We start from the raw sequence: 16639 nt of genomic DNA, 5'->3' as shown, positions 1-16639 counted from the left end.
AGCAAGAGCTCGATACGCTCGCGCGCCGTCAGCTTGCCGCGGGCGTGCTGCGCCTCGATGCGCTTCTCCCCGCCGCCGAGCTTTGCGCCGGCACGTCTATCTTCGAGTTCAGTCAATGTAGTCACGGCAGCGTACGTCCTCACGGTCAGGTCCGACTTGGTGCGAACCAAGAAAAGCGCTCTTTACAGAATGGATGTAGGGCAACAGTCCATTTGCCGATGATGCGACGCAATCGTCAATCCAGCCTGGAGTTCATGCCAAGCCGCTCCAGAAGACTTGCATCCCGATCGCGTTGTGGATTCTTCGTTGTGAGCAGTACGTCGCCGATGAAGATCGAATTCGCACCAGCCAGGAAGCAAAGCGCCTGCAGCTCATCGGTCATATACTGGCGTCCGGCCGACAGCCGAACCACCGCGCGCGGCATCAAAATGCGGGCGACCGCAACCAACCGCACCACCTCGATCGGATCGGGACGCGCTGCGGTATCCGCAACTGGAACACCCTTGACCTCGTTCCAGAGGTTGATGGGTACGCTTTCGGGATGGACGGGCAGATTGGCAAGCAATACGAGCATGCCGAGCCGATCTTCGATTCCCTCGCCCATTCCGATGATTCCCCCCGCACAGACGCTGATGCCGGCGTGGCGGACGCGCTCCAGCGTGTCTAGGCGATCCTGCAGAGTACGGGTGGTGATGATCTTGTCGTAGAACTCGGGCGAGGTGTCGACGTTATGATTGTAGAAGTCGAGGCCCGCAGTCGCGAGCCGTTCGGCCTGTTCGGCCGTCAGCATTCCGAGCGTGACACAAGTTTCGAGACCTAGCCCCTTCACCTTGGTCACCATATCGCAAACGCGATCAAGCTCGCGGTCTTTTGGGCTACGCCAGGCGGCAGCCATGCAGAATCGGGTCGCACCGGCGTCCTTGGCACGCTGCGCGGCAGCAATTACGTCGGCCTGATCCAATAAACGAGTTGCACCGACGCCCGTATCGTAACGCGCGCTTTGCGAACAGTATCCGCAATCCTCAGGACAACCGCCGGTCTTGATGCTGAGCAAGCTCGCGAACTCTATAGTGTTCGGATCGAAGTTGCTTCGATGAGTGCTCTGGGCACGGAAAACGAGATCGGAAAAGGGAAGATTGTAGATCGCCTCGGCTTCGGAGCGGGTCCACTGGTGATGAACTGCTCCCGTGGGGGCAGCGCCGTCTTCGTAGGCTCGGTCAATCACGCTCATAATTACTCGTCTTCTCAGCGCCGCCATTGATCCTGGAAACGAACCGCGGCCTCTGCGATGATCCACCAAAGCCTCACAAGCCAACAGTACCGACGGTTGAATCCCCCAGAGGCCACCTACTCCCGAGATGCAATCCCCACCGGGGTTGAAGGCATCAGCAGCTTTGCAACTCTGTCGGATGTATGCAAAGTTAGCAAATTATTTGCCGCAGGAGGACTAAAGAAGTGCTCATTTTTGCTGACCTCGCGCTGCTTTTTGTAAAGTTTGCAAATTGACGAAGCATCACAAGATCTTTGCCGGCGACCGGCTGCGGCGGCTGCGCGAACAACGCGGGACGACGCAGGCGGAACTCGCCGGCGGTCTTGGCATTTCGGCAGGCTATCTGAGCCAAATGGAGGGGGATCAGCGGCCAATCACGCGCAGGCTGCTAATGCGGCTCAGCCGGCTGCTCGGCATTGAACCGAACTATTTCGCAGCCGATGACGACTTGCGGCTCGCAAGCGAACTTCGCGAAAGCGCCAGCGACCCGCTGTTCGGATCAGCCATTTCGGCCGACGAGGCGAGCGCGGCGGTCCGGGTCGCACCTGACATCGCGCAGCGTTTTCTCCATCTCTACCGCGGCTATCTTGCGCTCGAAGAAGAGCATCGTTCCCTACAAACGCGCGTCGCGCAGAACGAGGTAGGAGCCGCCAGTCGCTTTCCCTACGATGAGGTCCGGGACTGGGTGCAATCAAAGCGAAACTATTTCGATGCGCTTGACCGCGCCGCCGAGAGACTCGCCGAAGCACGAAATTTTCATCCCGAGAACCGCAGCGAGGACTTCATCAAGTACTTGCGCGACGCGTATGGGATCCGTACGGGGCAAGCTCGAGAGGATCTTGGTAAGGGGATGATCTGGCGGCTTGATAACAATGCCAAGACGCTCTTTCTGTCTGAAGATGCCCCCGTCGAAAGTCGGATCTTCTGGGTCGCTCACGTCATCGGCCTCCTTGAGCAGCGGGACAGCATCGAGCGGCAAATTAAACAGGCACGACTGAGCAATGAGGAGGCTGCATCGCTGGCACGCGTTGCTCTCGCCAACTACTTTGCCGGCGCTCTGGTCATGCCTTACGAAACATTCCTCGCCACAGCGCGCGACGTTCGCTACGACATCGAACGCCTTCAGCGACGCTTCGTCACGAGCTTCGAACAGGTATGCCATCGCTTGAGCACGCTTCAACGGCGAAGCTCGCCGGGAATTCCGTTCTACTTTTTGAAGATCGACATCGCCGGAAATGTGCTGAAGCGCAGCAGCGCCACCCGTTTCCAGTTCGCCCGCTTCGGAGGTCCCTGCCCCCTGTGGAACGTGCACCAATCGTTTTCGCATCCTGGCCGCATCCTGGTCCAGTTGGCTGCCACGCCGGATGGGACGAGGTACCTCTCCGTGGCTCGAACCGTGAGCCACTCGGCAGGCTCCTATCTCAGCCGCCCGCGCGCGGTTGCGGTCGGACTGGGATGCGAAATTGCCTATGCAAGCGAGACGGTCTACTCGAAAGGCCTGGACTTGGACGATCTCGATTCGACCGATCCTATCGGCCCGGGATGCCGAGCATGCGAACGCAAAGATTGTCGTCACCGAGCGCTACCGCCGATCGGACATCCACTTGACGTGGGCACAATCGAAAGAGGAGTCGTCCCGTATCAAATCGACACCAAAATTCCGCGAACCGGGCCCATCAGATGACAGCGCAGAGCCGACGAACCTTGGTAGCCGGGGCCGCTATCGCTACATCCACTATTTCGGAGACCCTGTTTTTTTTGTCGGAGAGCAGTTTAACTCGGAATGTCCCTCTCGATAGTGCGCCGGATCCCGCCGTTTACGGCGCTTCCCTCGCCGCCTAAAAGAGCAACTGAATAGGTTCCGTCACTGATCGACGATCACTTCTGGCTGTGACTTGAAATCTCGTCGGTGCTGACCGCACGGCCGTCACGGAAGGCGCCATCTTACCAGGCTGCCACCGTGTAGCATTGCAGCCCTTCAACATTTGCCAGGTTCTGTTTCGCGTATGCGATCAGCTCGGAGACTGAATTGATCGGCAGCAAGCGGTTCACCTCGAGCACGCTCGGCGACGATGCGACCAAGCTGACTGGAGCAAGGTCCTTCACCGGGTCATTCGGCAGATTCTTGTAGAGGCTCGCATTGATGCGGTGCGTCGCCACGGTACCCAGCGGCAGTGTGTAGCTGTCCGGCGCGGAACGCGCCTCCGCATCGGAGCCGATATTGCCGCCTGCTCCGGGTCGATTGTCCACGATGACTGGTACGTTCGAGGCCTTGCTGGAGCTGAACCAGCGATAGACCGCGGGCCTAGAGCATCGATGCGGGAGGCACAGAGTGGCCCTGGCCATTCCTTGCGACGCAGGACATCGATCTCGAACCTACCCGCGCCCGCTTCTCCTTGTGTCTTCCACTTCTTGTCCGCATGGTAGATAGTTGCGGCGTTCGCGCTTCTCCGGGCATAGGCCAGCAGAAAGAAGGCCTGCCGCCGTGCGCGCGGGGCCGCGCCAGTCGCGATGTCGCTCACCTGGCAGCAATCCCTCTGCAATGGGATCAATTGCTATGGGGCAGCGCTGGGCGCGCTCACTACCATCACTGTTTCGACGCCAGCAACGGACGGAGAGACAATGATGGCCTGGAAGAGCTTCGTCAACCAATCCGCGACACTTGCATCGCGGCCGAGGGTCCTCAGAACCACCTTCATGTGCGCCCTCTCGGCGACGGTTCGCCTCACTTCAACAGCCGATGAAGCAACGAAGATTCCGGCGCTAACGGCTCACACGCACAATCCCCTGGTTTCAATCATGACCGGGGACGGCGCTCCGATCTTCTGCAGGGGGTGGAGGCCGAAGCCGGTCCAACGGATTGTCATTCACAGCCCGAGTGGCTGCCGCGCGTGGCCGCTTTAGCAAGACGCTGGACATCTCGCCATGATCCGGGTCACAGCCACCACGCTCGCGTCAATCATCCATGCCATGAAAACGACCTCTGGTGCTTCGCCGAAGGTACGCGCGAGCTTCGCCAATGGCCGATGCGTCCGGGGCACCTACATCCCGTCGGATCGGGCCGGCGAGATTACGAGGTCCCGGAGCTTTACGAGACCATCGCGCGTGCTTGCGCGATTCTCCGAAAACGCCGGCAATCCCAGCATATCAGATGCCGGCAACCTCGCGCTGCGCGGCTTCAGCTTCAGGCTCGGCGACACTAACCATCGATCGGACGTCCTCACGCAGAGCGCTCCCGTTCATTACGCGAGGACGCTACGCCAGATGCTGGCGTTCCTCAAGGCGCGCATTCCGGGACCGGACGGAAGGCAGGACCTGGAGGAACTCGAGGCGTTCTCCGCCGCCTATCCTGAAACGCTGCATCAGGCGGACTACATCACAGCCCATCCGCAGCCCCCGAGTTTGGCCGGCACGACCTACTGGGCCGTCCACGCCTTTCCCGCAACGAATTCAAAGGGCGAGACGCAATTCATCAAATTCAAGGTAGTCCCGGTCGGTAGCGAGCTTGCGCAGGCCGAGGCTGAGGTCCGGACGCAGTCCGCCAACGTCCTTTACGACGATCTCGAAAGAAGGATCGCCACGGGCGATGTCCGGTTCAGCCTGATGGCACTGCTCGGACGTCCCGATGACCCAACGCTGGATGTCACGATGCGATGGCCGGACGAGGACAGCCGTGAAGCAGTGAGGCTCGGAACAATCGTGATCACTGGTCTCGAAGCGAACGAGGTGTGCGATTCATCGGTTTTCAATCCGGCGACTCTCGCCGAAGGCATTGGTTATCCGCCGGATGAGATCTTTGCGGCGCGCCGCGCCGCGTACGCCATTTCACTGGCGCAGCGCCGCTGATCAGACGATCACGTCTCGTTGTCCCTGACGCCAAGCACCCCGCGGCACCATGTCGCCGGGCTCACGCCGACCTGCGCCGAGAATACTTTCGTCAGGTGGCTTTGGTTGGCGAACCCGACCGATATCGCATTCTCGGACAGCGGCAGGTCGCGTACGCTCATCAACTGCTTGGCCGCCTTCACGCGCTGGCGAAGCAGGCATTGATGCGGCGGAAGGCCGGTGGAAACGCGAAATGCACCGAGAAAAAGCCATTTTCGGAAGTGATTTCAATGCAAAGCGCGCCGGGCTGCGAGTTTAGGCCTGCCGGCGGTCGTGAGCAACTGCCCAGGGCAGCCGATCACAAAATCTCGCACGCAGATGCTTTGAGAGCAGAATTGGGAAAAGCCGAGCAGCTTCGGGAAAGACCCCGTAGTCCTACGTGCCTAGAACCTCCGGCGAGAACTCGCGGCGCCTAGCGGCGCAATACCGGCACAAAAGAAGCGATGGCTTCTGGCCCGCAAGTCACGCCTGGCGACGCGAGTGCAAGGCCCCCTGAAGCGAGCACCTCCCATGAGTGAACCGATCTCGCACGATGCTGCGTATGAAAATCCTCCGGCCGCCGCTCACACGAGCCAGGACCAATCGCCGGCATCCGGGCGACGTGCCGCCGACGCAGAGATGGCGCGCGTCCTCCACACCACACCATTTCGCATGGCTTTGGACGCCTCCGGCACGGGGATTGCCCACTGGAAACATGAGCCATTGCACGACGTCGTCGAGCCCATGAGCCACCACGTCATCATGGCTTACAACGGCTCGACGCAGCACATGGAGCGGCGGTCAGGAAGGGCGGTTGCGACCGGTACGTTTCGTCGCGGGGTCGTGATCATCATTCCGGAAGGATCAAGCTCCCGCTGGGACATTCCGAAACCTGTAGACGTCGTACAGCTCTATCTTCCTCACGCAACGCTGAAGCGCGTCGCCGACGAGGCCGTTACCGGCACACTCACCGATCTCCTGGAGCGAACGGCGCATCCGGATCCCATTACTTCCAGATTGCTCTTGAGCACGGTCAGCGCGCTGGAGGGCAATGGCGCCCTGGATAGTTTGTTTAGGCATCAGTTGATAGACCTCTTGGCCATGCGCCTCCTGGCTGCGCACACCGGCTCGCCAACCACATTCCAGCCGACCATGGGTGGGCTTTCGCCGAAGGTCCTGGCCCGTGCAATCGAACGCTTGCGCTCGGACAGTGATGCGGACGTCTCCCTCGATTCCCTCGCCTCCGATGCCGGTCTGTCGCGCTTCCACTTCTGCCGCGCCTTCAAGGAAAGCACCGGCCTTTCGCCTCATGCCTGGCTGCGCCAGCACCGGCTCGAGCAGGCCATGAACATGCTCCGCAATACCGGCACATCGATCGCCATGGTGGCAGCAGAGCTTGGCTATGCCTCGCAGACTGCCTTCGCCGCGGCGTTCAGGCGACTGAGCGGCGAAACGCCGAGCGATTGGCGACGACGCATGCGTTAACAACAATCGCTCTGCGGGGAGCCAAGCGCTTTCCGAATGCGAGGACAGCTCCATGAACAAGCCGATCTTGCACGATCCCTTGGAGGCTCTGCTTGCCGCACCCAGTGCGCGCCATAGCGACTCGCCGGTCTCCGAGCGGCGCGCTGCCGATGTGGAAATGGCGCGCATCCTCAAGACCGCACCGCTCCAAATGGCTTCGGACCCTTCCAATGGCGGCATCGCGCATTGGAAGCATGGGCCTCTTCACGATGTGGTCGAGCCCATGACCGACCACGTCATCATGGCCTACCCCACAGGCGTTCAGCGCCTGGAGCGGCGCGCCGGGAAATCGGTTGCGATTGGAACGGCGCGTTCCGGAGTTGTGACGATCATCCCTGCGGGTTCAAGCGCCAGATGGGATATTCCCGGCCTAGTCGACGTCATCCAGCTGTATCTTCCGCAGACAACGCTCGAACGCGTTGCCCGCGAAGCCGAGGCGCCGGCTCCCGGCGATCTTCTGGAGCGCACCGGGCATCCCGACCCCGTCACATCCGGATTGCTGATGAGTGCAGCCGATGTGCTGGAGGGCAATGCGGTCCTGGACGCCCTGTTCAGGCAGCGACTGACGGATCTCGTGGCCACGCGCATCCTGGCTGAGCACACCGGCGCGCCAACCGCCTTCGAGCCGATCATGGGCGGGCTGGCTCCCCACGCTCTGCGACGCGCGATCGAACGTTTGCGTTCGGACAGCGATACTGACGTCTCCCTTGCGGCTCTGGCTTCGGACGCAGGTCTGTCTCGCTTCCACTTCTGTCGCGCCTTCAAGGAAAGCACCGGCCTTTCGCCGCATGCCTGGCTGCGCCAGCACCGGCTCGAGCAGGCCATGAACATGCTGCGCGATACAGACGCGTCGATCGCAACGGTGGCCGCAGAGCTCGGCTACGCCTCGCAAACGGCCTTCACTGCCGCGTTCAGGCGATTGACCGGCGAGACACCGAGCGATTGGCGACGACGCACGCGCTAACAGCAATCACTCTGCAGGTAGAGCAATCGCTCTGGCGCAATCGCAGATCCGATCCGCTAGATGATCAGGGTGCCCACGCCTACAACCGGCGGAGACAAACGATGATCCGGAAAACCTTCGTCAGCCAAATCGCGATCAGACCGCGAAGTAGAGTGATCGCGACCGCACTCGTATACGGACTTTCACTGGCCGTGCGCTTCACCTCGGCGACCGGCGAGGAGGTGGAAATTCCGCTGCAGTCCTTACCAACGGCGATGTCTACCATGACCAAGGACGGCGCCCAGCTCCCCTACGCCGACTGGAGCCCGAACGCCACCCAGTCGATTTTCCTTGGCCACGGCTGGCCGCTGCGAGCATCGTCAATGACGAGCTGCTCCTCGCCCTAAGAACTTACAATCTCGTTTCACCCCTTCACGCCATCGTCGATCGCAAGAAGTTCGCCGCGGAAGCGGCGGCGGTGGCGCGCGCACGCCCGAGAAAATCAACCACAGGAGTAAATTACATGCGACTTGTCATCATCGGCGCCGGCTTCGCCGGCATGTATGCCGCACTTTCCGCCGCCCGCCTGCGCGACATCCATGGCGCATCACCCGAGGAGCTCGAGATCGCGCTGGTCGCACCCGAGCCTACGCTGGTGATTCGCCCGCGCCTCTATGAGCCGAAGCCGGAGACCCTGACGGCGCCTCTCATGGATGTCCTGAAGGCCATCGACGTCGTCTACGTTCAAGGCAGCGCCGAGACGGTCGACACCAAGGCTCGCGCGGTCGGATTCTGCACTGCCGATGGCCGGCGCAAGCAGCTCCCCTATGATCGGTTGGTCGTGGCGACCGGAAGCCGGCTGTTCCGCCCGAATATTCCGGGCCTCGCCGAGCACGGCTTCAGCGTCGACCAGCTCGATGATGCGATTGCCCTCGACCGGCATCTGCATGGCTTGGCCGACCGGCCGGCAATGAACGGGCGCGACACGGTCGTCGTGGCCGGCGGCGGGTTCACAGGCATCGAGGCGGCCACGGAGATGCCGGCGCGGCTTCGTGCGATCCTCGGCAAAGATGCAAAGCCGCGCGTCATCATCGTCGAAAGGAATCCCGCGATCGCTCCCGATATGGGCGCAGATTCCCGCCCCGTCGTCGAGGACGCGCTGAAGAAGCTCGGTGTCGAGGCGCGGGTCGGTGCCGGCGTCGCATCGCTCGACAAATCCGGCGTCACGCTCTCCGATGGCGAACGCATCGAGGCCGAGACCGTGATCTGGGCAGCGGGCATTCGTGCCGCCCCGCTTACCGCGCAGATACCCGGCGAGCGCGACAAATCCGGTCGGCTGCTTGTCGACCGCGACTTGCGCGTGCCGGGGGTAGCCGGCGTCTTCGCCACCGGCGATGCCGCTCGCGCCGCATGCGACGATGCCGGCAACTACGCGCTGATGTCGTGCCAGCATGCCACGCGGATGGGTGCCTTTGCCGGCAACAACGCCGCCGCCGAGCTCCTGGGCGTGCCGACCAAGCCATATCACCAGAAGGCCTACGTCACCTGTCTCGACCTCGGAGAGGCCGGCGCGGTCTTCACGCGCGGCTGGGAGCGCAAAGTGGAGATAGTTGGCGATAAGGCCAAGAAGACCAAGCACGAGATCAACACCGTGTAGATCTATCCGCCGCGGCCTGAACGCGCCGCCGCGCTGGCCTCGGCCGATCCGGAGCACGTCACCGAGGTTTAGCTACCTCACGCGACTTGGGCCGCGCGCCTCAAAAACGCGCGCCCCACCCAAGCAGATCAATCTGGAGCTCACCACGATGAAACACGACACCGTGCGCGCCACAGCGTTCGCAATGCCACTGATGAACCCGGCATTTCCGCCCGGCCCATACCGCTTCGTCAATCGCGAGTACTTCATCATCCAGTACCGGACGGATCCCGAGCTACTGCGCCGGATCGTGCCAGAACCGCTCGCGGTCGCCGAACCGGTGGTAAATTATGAGTTCATCCGCATGCCTGACTCGACCGGCTTCGGCGATTACACCGAAAGCGGTCAGGTCATTCCGGTGTCTTTTCAGGGTCAGGCTGGCAGCTTCACCCATCAGATGTTTCTCAATGACCATCCGCCCATCGCCGGCGGGCGGGAGCTGTGGGGTTTTCCCAAGAAGCTGGCGCAGCCGAAGCTCGCGGTCGAGATCGACACGCTGGTCGGCACCCTGAACTATGGCTCGGTCCGCATCGCGACCGGCACCATGGGCTACAAGCACCGGGCGCTCGACGCCGCAGTCGAAGCCAGGAAGCTCGCCGCACCGAATTTTCTGCTCAAGATCATCCCGCATGTCGACGGCACGACGCGCGTCTGCGAGCTCGTTCGCTTTCACCTCGAAGACATCACCGTGAAGGGCGCATGGACGGGGCCGGCTGCGCTCGACTTGTATTCGCACGCCCTGGCCCCCGTCGCCGAGCTGCCGGTTCTTCAAGTGCTGTCAGCCAAGCACCTTGTCGCCGACCTAACGCTCGGCCTGGGCACCGTGGTCCACGACTATCTGTCCCCAAGTCGGGCTGCACGACGGCTCGATTCCGAAATCTTGAGCGAAGCGAACGCTGGCTGATCGGATCGGCCGCAACATAAGGAGTTTGCAAAATGCTGAAGGTGATGCGCGAGCAAATCACGTCGGAGCCGCAGCAATCGAGACCGCGGCCATATGATGTGGTCGCCTTGGTGCTGCAGGGTGGCGGAGCCTTGGGAGCCTATCAGGCCGGCGTCTATGAGGGCCTGCATGAAGCAGGCATTCGGCCGAACTGGCTGGCCGGCATTTCGATCGGCGCGCTCAATGCCGCCATCATCGCGGGCTCGCCGGAAGCCGAACGGGTCGGGCGGCTGCGTGAGTTCTGGGAAACCATCTGCGCCTGCCCGGTGGGATGGCCCGCTGGCGAAGGGCTTGGCGATGCGTTGCCGTTCGCGTTCGACCTGCGCTCGCTGCAAAACACGTTTGCCGCGATGCGGGCCTTGTTCCACGGTCAGCCCGGCTTCTTCAAGCCGCGCTTCCCTTCGCCGTTCTGGTCGCCCTTCTCGGGTGATGCAGCAACGAGCTTTTACGATACGTCACCGCTGAGCCAGACGCTGGAGCGGCTCGTTGACTTCGACCGGTTGAACTCGGGTGAGGTGCGCGTCAGCGTCGGCGCGGTCAACGTCCGCACCGGCAACCTCACCTATTTTGACACCGCCGAACGCCGGCTGACGCCGAAGCATTTCATGGCTTCCGGCGCCCTGCCGCCAGCATTTCCCGCCGTCGAAATCGAAGGCGAGCACTACTGGGATGGTGGCGTGGCCTGGAATACGCCTCTTTCTCGCGTGCTGTCCGGCGAGCCGGGCGAGACCCTGACCTTTCAGGTCGACCTCTGGTCCGCGAGGGGCCGCGTTCCCCACGACATGATGGAGGTGTCGAGCCGGCAGAAGGACATTCAATATTCGAGCCGGACGCGCGCCATCACAGATCAGGCGCTGCGGATGCAGAAGATGCGTCGGGCCTTGCAACGAACCATCGAAAAACTGCCGGAAAGCGCAAAGCAGGATCCGGAAATTCGGGCCATCGCGGATATGGCCCGTCATAGCTCTCACAACATCATCCACCTGATTTACCAGTCCAAGACCTACGAGGGGCAGTCAAAGGACTACGAGTTCGGGCTGAGCGCGATGCGCGCTCACTGGCAGAGCGGGCTGGAGGACATTCGCCGCACGCTGGCCGAGCCGCGCCGCCTGGACGTGCCGCCTCCCGAGCTCGGCATCGTCACGCATGACGTCCATCGCCGCGATTGAACTCAGCACCGTCTGCAAATTTCGGAGAAAGCCATGTCAACTCTTTCCTATGCGCCTGAGCAAGACGTCAAAACCGGCCTTCGCCCGTCGCGTCTGGCGATCCGGCGCGCAGCGCTCGCGTTCGCCGCGGCACTCGGTGTCGCCGGCGCTACCACCTTCGGCCACTACTACGTCACGACCGGTCGCTATTTGGAAACGACAGATGATGCCTATGTGAAGGCGGACTCCACGATCATTGCGCCGAAAGTCTCCGGCTACATTGCGGACGTTCTCGTCGCTGACAACGAGCCCGTGAAGGCGGGCCAGGTGCTGGCGCGGATCGACGACCGCGATTTCAAGACCGCGCTGAACCAGGCCAGGGCCGACGTTGCGGCATCCGAGGCCGCGGTAAAGAATCTCAACGCGCAGATCGAATTGCAGGAGCCGCTGATCCAACAGCAAGCGGCCGAGGTCGATGCGACCGAGGCCACTCTGACGTTCGCCCAGCAGGAGCGCGCCCGTTACGACAATCTGATGAAATCGGGCGCTGGCACAATTCAACGCGCCCAGCAGACCGATGCGGCGTTGCGCTCGCAGACCGCACAATTGCAGCAAGGTAAGGCGGGATTGATCGCCGCCAACAAGAAGATCGAGGTGCTCTCGACCCAACGCGCCCAGGCGCTCGCCCAACTCGATCACGCCCGCGCACTCGAGCAGCAGGCCGCGCTGAATCTGTCATACACGCAGATCACCGCGCCCGTTGACGGCACGGTCGGCGCGCGCACGCTGCGCGTCGGCCAATATGTCCAGGCCGGTACGCAGCTCATGGCGGTGGTGCCGCTGGACGCGGTTTATGTGGTCGCGAACTTCAAGGAAACCCAACTCACCCATGTGCGCAATGGACAGCCGGTCGAGCTTCGGGTCGACAGCTATCATTCGACCAGACTGAAGGGCCATGTCGACAGCCTGTCGCCAGCAAGCGGCCTGGAATTCGCGCTGCTCCCGCCGGACAACGCCACCGGAAATTTCACCAAGATCGTGCAGCGCGTGCCGGTGAAGATCGTGCTCGACGACCGGCGCTTGAGCGGTCTGCTGCGCCCTGGCATGTCGGCGGAGCCGACCATCAATACCAAGTCGACTGCAGTCGCCGAACGCGACACCGAAAGGCGGCTCGCGTCGCGTAGAGGCGAGCCCCGCAGCTGAACAATGCATCCTCTCTTGCATGCCGGGAGACAGCAATGACCACCTTGCAATCCGTCATCAAAGCCGCGCCCGCCAGCGAGGATCCGCTACCGGCTGCCGCTCCCGCCGTCTCCGCCAAAACCTGGCTCGCGGTGGTCGGGGCCACGCTGGGCGCGTTCATGGCGGTGCTCAACATCCAGATCGTCAATGCCTCGCTTGCCGATATTCAGGGCGGGATCGGAGCGGGCATCGATGACGGCGGCTGGATCTCGACTTCCTATCTAATCGCCGAGATCGTGGTGATTCCGCTTAGCGGCTGGCTCGCTCAGGTGTTCTCGGTCCGCATCTATCTTCTCACCAACGCGACCCTGTTCCTGGTGTTCTCGGCCGCCTGCGCGCTCGCGCAAAACCTGCCGCAGATGATCGCGCTCCGCGCAATACAGGGTTTTACCGGCGGCGTGCTGATCCCCATGGCGTTCACGCTCATTATCACGCTCCTGCCGAAGGCGAAGCAGCCGATCGGGCTGGCGATGTTTGCCATCTCCGCGACGTTTGCCCCCGCGATCGGTCCGACCATCGGGGGCTATCTCACCGAAAGCTTCGGCTGGGAGTACGTCTTCTATGTCAACATCGTACCCGGCGCGATCATGATCACCATGCTGTTCTTTTCGCTAGAGGCGACGCCCATGAAGCTGTCGCAGCTCGCGGAAGGCGACTGGGCTGGCATCATCACCATGGCAATCGGGCTCGCTGCACTTCAGACCGTCCTGGAGGAAGGCAACAAGGACGACTGGTTCGGCTCGCCATTCATCGTTCGGTTGGCGGTGATCGCTGCGGTTGCGCTGGCGCTGTTTCTCGCAATCGAGCTGACCGCAAGGAAGCCATTGCTCAACTTGCGCATCCTATTGCGCCGCAATTTCGGCTTTGGCGTGCTCGCGAATTTTTTGCTCGGCGTATCGTTGTATGGCTCCGTCTATGTCCTGCCGGTCTATCTGTCCCGCATCCAGGGCTACAACTCCGAGCAGATCGGCATGGTGCTGGCATGGACCGGCCTGCCGCAGCTCATGCTGATCCCTCTGGTACCTCGCCTGATGAAGCGGTTCGATCCGCGTCTCGTGATCGGGGTCGGCTTTACACTGTTTGGCGGATCCAATTTCCTGAACATCTACATGACCAACGACTATGCGGCAGATCAACTGTTCTGGCCGAACGTCGTCCGCGCGCTTGGCCAGGCCCTGGTCTTCGCACCGCTGTCGAGCGTTGCGACTTCGGGGATGGAAGCGGAGAATGCGGGGTCGGCGTCAGCTCTGTTCAATATGATGCGCAACCTCGGCGGCGCGATCGGTATCGCTGCGCTGCAGACGCTCCTAACCAAGCGTGAGCAGTACCACTCCAACATCCTGATGCAATCGGTATCGATGTTCGAGCAGGCCACCCGTACCCGGCTCGATCAGCTCACGCAGTATTTCATGAGCCACGGCGTGATCGACCGCGTCGATGCCGTCCACCACGCCTATGTCGCGATTGGCAAGATCATCCAGAAGCAAGCCTTCATCCTCGGCTTCAGCGACACCTTCTATCTGCTCGGCGTCTCGCAGATCGTCGCCCTGATAGCGGCGCTCATGCTCACCAAGCCCGACCGTCTCGACGGCGGCGGCGCCCATTGACCATCTTCAAACCCGAAAGGAGAACGCCCATGAAGCCCCGCATGAATTTCTACCAGGCCGCGCCTGAAAGCATCAAAGCTCTCACCGCCGTCGAGGCTCAGATCCAGTCATCCGGTCTCGAACAGTCGCTGATCGAGCTTGTCAGAACCCGTGCCTCCCAGATCAATGGCTGTGCCTTCTGCATCAACATGCACACCCAGGATGCGCGCAAGCATGGCGAGACTGAGCAGCGGCTCTATCTCCTGAACGCCTGGCGCGAGGCGCCGCTCTATACCGATCGCGAACGCGCCGCGCTGGCCTGGACCGAGGCCGTGACGCTGATCTCCGAAACGCACGCGCCCGACGACACTTATGAAGAGCTCCGCAGGCACTTTTCCGAGGCCGAGGCGGTGAACCTGACCATGCTGATTGGGACCATCAACGCATGGAACCGGCTCGCGATCTCCTTCCGTGCGGTGCCACCGGCCAAAGCAATGGCGGCAGCGGCCACCTGACTCTGCGTGATTCGCTTTCTCAAATACCAAAAAGGAATCTCACCATGCTGAAGGGAAAAGTAGCAATCGTCACCGGATCGACCAGCGGCATCGGGCTGGGCATCGCGAAGGAATTGGCCGAGCTCCGCGCCGACCTGGTGTTGAACGGCCTCGGCGACGCCGGCGAGATCGAGGCAATCCGAAGCGGCATCGAACGTGAGCACGGCGTCCGCGTCGTCTACGACGGCGCCGATATGTCGAAGGAACAAGCCGTGCGCGGACTGATCGCCAGAACGATCGAGCAGTTCGGACGTCTCGACATCCTGGTGAATAATGCCGGCATTCAGTTTACCGCGCCTGTGGAGGAGTTTCCTGCTACCAAGTGGAATGCAATTCTCGATATCAATCTGTCCGCGGCGTTTCACGGAATTGCCGCGGCGGTGCCTCAGATGAAAAAGCAGCGTTGGGGACGGATCGTCAACATCGCTTCAACGCACGGCCTTGTCGCGTCAACACACAAGGCGGCCTACGTTGCGGCCAAGCACGGGCTGGTTGGTCTGACCAAGGTAGTCGGCCTGGAGACGGCCGGCAGTGGCGTCACTTGCAATACCGTCTGTCCCGGATGGGTGCGAACGCCTCTGGTCGAAAAGCAGATCAGCGACATCGCTACGCAGAAGCAAATAAGCCAGAGGGAAGCGGCCGAGGAGATTTTGGCTGAGAAGCAGCCGTCTCTGGAGTTCGTCTCTCCCTCGCAGCTTGGGGGCACCGTGGCCTTCCTCTGTTCGCCTGCTGCAGACCAGATCACGGGCACGGCAATCTCGGTCGATGGTGGCTGGACCGCTCAGTAACGAAGCAAGCGCGGCCGGCGTTGCCCGCCGCTTCAACAGGAACACGGAGGCCCGTAATGGGTGCAGCGCATAAAGTCGCTATCATCACCGGCGGGTCGCAAGGTATCGGCGAAGCCTTGGTCAGGGCATTTCGCGATCGCAATTTCTGCGTTGTCGCAAATTCCCGCTCGATCAGGCCATCGTCTGATCCGGATATCCTGGCGGTTGCCGGCGACATCACCGATCCAAACACCGCAGAACGCATCGTGTCGCTGGCGCTCGAGCGCTTCGGACGCGTAGACACCCTCGTCAACAACGCCGGCATCTTCATCGCCAAGCCGTTCACCGAATATACGGACGAAGATTATGCCAACTTGCTGGGGATCAATCTCGATGGTTTCTTCCATGTCACTCGGCGCGCAGAAGGCGATTCTGAAGCGGGGCTCCGGGAGGTCGGAATGGTGTTCCAAAGCTTCAATCTATTTCCGCATCTGACAGTCCTCGAGAACTGCACGCTGGCGCCTATGCTCGTGCGCGGCGTCGCTCGCGCGGAGGCAGAGGCGCAGGCGAGAGCCTACCTCGAGCGCGTCCGCATTCCCGACCAGGCCGGTAAGTTCCCAGGTCAGCTTTGGGGCGGACAGCAACAGCGCGTCGCCATCGCCCGGGCTCTATGCATGAAACCCAAGATCATGCTGTTTCGATGAGCCGAACTCTGCGCTCGACCCTGAAATGGTCAAGGAAGTGCTCGACACGATGGTGCCGCTTGCCAAGGACGGCATGACGATGATCTGTGTCACCCATGAGATGGGGTTCGCGCGTGAGGTGGCCGATCGCGTCGTCTTCATGGACCACGGGCAGATCGTCGAATCGGGTAGTCCGCAGTCCGTATTCGGTCAGCCGAAGACGGATCGCTTGAGGCTATTCTTGGGTCAAGTTCTCAGAGAGAACTGACGCATTCCACCGCCGCGCCCTCAGTCCGTTTGGATCCGAGCCAAGTTGTACGGAATCGAGGGCATTGACTTGCGGCGCATCAGACGGTCGCTTGAACGATTTCACGAAACAAACTTGCAAAAACAAGGTCAAATATCGGCGCCTTTTACGC

At 61.6% G+C, this 16639-nt stretch carries 13 protein-coding genes and 3 pseudogenes; 13 read left to right on the top strand and 3 right to left on the bottom strand.

All coding sequences use genetic code 11. The annotated features are described in order from the left end of the window. Positions 1 to 235 precede the first annotated feature (235 nt). A complete protein-coding gene (bioB, locus tag K289_RS0133945; protein WP_051311083.1) occupies positions 236 to 1231 on the bottom strand; it encodes a biotin synthase BioB in 996 nt (331 codons plus the stop codon). A gap of 271 nt (positions 1232 to 1502) precedes the next feature. Between bioB and K289_RS0133940 the strand changes: the two genes are divergently transcribed. After that, the gene (locus K289_RS0133940) at positions 1503 to 2954 is read left to right on the top strand and encodes a short-chain fatty acyl-CoA regulator family protein (protein WP_035686790.1); all 1452 of its coding nucleotides are present in this window, start codon (positions 1503 to 1505) and stop codon (positions 2952 to 2954) included. Between the two features lie 260 nt (positions 2955 to 3214). Here the strand turns inward: K289_RS0133940 and K289_RS0133935 are convergent, their stop codons facing one another. Beyond that, a complete protein-coding gene (locus K289_RS0133935) occupies positions 3215 to 3520 on the bottom strand; it encodes a tripartite tricarboxylate transporter substrate-binding protein (protein ID WP_027555533.1) in 306 nt (101 codons plus the stop codon). Positions 3521 to 4195: 675 nt separating this feature from the next. Between K289_RS0133935 and K289_RS0133925 the strand changes: the two genes are divergently transcribed. Beyond that, positions 4196 to 5116: a catalase gene (locus tag K289_RS0133925; RefSeq protein WP_027555532.1), complete on the top strand. Its 921-nt coding sequence runs from the start codon at positions 4196 to 4198 to the stop codon at positions 5114 to 5116. An 8-nt stretch (positions 5117 to 5124) separates the two neighbouring features. Here the strand turns inward: K289_RS0133925 and K289_RS50935 are convergent. After that, positions 5125 to 5361: pseudogene (locus K289_RS50935) on the bottom strand (helix-turn-helix domain-containing protein); the annotation flags it as partial. A 304-nt stretch (positions 5362 to 5665) separates the two neighbouring features. On the opposite strand from K289_RS50935, the gene K289_RS0133915 reads away from it, so the two are divergent. From K289_RS0133915 to K289_RS52520, 11 genes and pseudogenes are all read left to right on the top strand, one after another. Next, entirely contained in the window at positions 5666 to 6619 is a 954-nt protein-coding gene (locus tag K289_RS0133915; RefSeq protein WP_027555531.1) for a helix-turn-helix domain-containing protein, read from the top strand. A 52-nt stretch (positions 6620 to 6671) separates the two neighbouring features. Further along, complete coding sequence (locus tag K289_RS0133910) at positions 6672 to 7622, top strand: helix-turn-helix transcriptional regulator (RefSeq protein WP_027555530.1); 951 nt, start codon at positions 6672 to 6674, stop codon at positions 7620 to 7622. Between the two features lie 101 nt (positions 7623 to 7723). Continuing rightward, the gene (locus K289_RS0133905) at positions 7724 to 8008 is read left to right on the top strand and encodes a hypothetical protein (protein ID WP_027555529.1); all 285 of its coding nucleotides are present in this window, start codon (positions 7724 to 7726) and stop codon (positions 8006 to 8008) included. Between the two features lie 116 nt (positions 8009 to 8124). Further along, positions 8125 to 9330: pseudogene (locus tag K289_RS46070) on the top strand (NAD(P)/FAD-dependent oxidoreductase). A gap of 76 nt (positions 9331 to 9406) precedes the next feature. Further along, complete coding sequence (locus K289_RS0133895; RefSeq protein WP_027555528.1) at positions 9407 to 10201, top strand: acetoacetate decarboxylase; 795 nt, start codon at positions 9407 to 9409, stop codon at positions 10199 to 10201. 32 nt (positions 10202 to 10233) lie between these two features. Beyond that, complete coding sequence (locus K289_RS0133890; RefSeq protein WP_027555527.1) at positions 10234 to 11409, top strand: patatin-like phospholipase family protein; 1176 nt, start codon at positions 10234 to 10236, stop codon at positions 11407 to 11409. Between the two features lie 33 nt (positions 11410 to 11442). Further along, a complete protein-coding gene (locus tag K289_RS0133885) occupies positions 11443 to 12591 on the top strand; it encodes an HlyD family secretion protein (protein ID WP_027555526.1) in 1149 nt (382 codons plus the stop codon). 35 nt (positions 12592 to 12626) lie between these two features. Beyond that, complete coding sequence (locus K289_RS0133880) at positions 12627 to 14237, top strand: MDR family MFS transporter (protein WP_027555525.1); 1611 nt, start codon at positions 12627 to 12629, stop codon at positions 14235 to 14237. A gap of 29 nt (positions 14238 to 14266) precedes the next feature. Further along, positions 14267 to 14731: a carboxymuconolactone decarboxylase family protein gene (locus K289_RS0133875; RefSeq protein ID WP_027555524.1), complete on the top strand. Its 465-nt coding sequence runs from the start codon at positions 14267 to 14269 to the stop codon at positions 14729 to 14731. Between the two features lie 44 nt (positions 14732 to 14775). Then, positions 14776 to 15558 carry a 3-hydroxybutyrate dehydrogenase gene (locus tag K289_RS0133870; RefSeq protein ID WP_027555523.1) on the top strand — a complete coding sequence of 261 codons (783 nt, stop codon included), beginning with the start codon at positions 14776 to 14778 and terminating at the stop codon, positions 15556 to 15558. Between the two features lie 56 nt (positions 15559 to 15614). Continuing rightward, positions 15615 to 16488, top strand: a pseudogene (locus K289_RS52520) (SDR family NAD(P)-dependent oxidoreductase). Positions 16489 to 16639: the final 151 nt, after the last annotated feature.

Source organism: Bradyrhizobium sp. Cp5.3, from assembly GCF_000426265.1.
GTDB lineage: Bacteria > Pseudomonadota > Alphaproteobacteria > Rhizobiales > Xanthobacteraceae > Bradyrhizobium > Bradyrhizobium neotropicale.
Note: the sequence above shows the minus strand (reverse complement) of the source record. Positions and strands in the feature narration are given on the sequence as shown.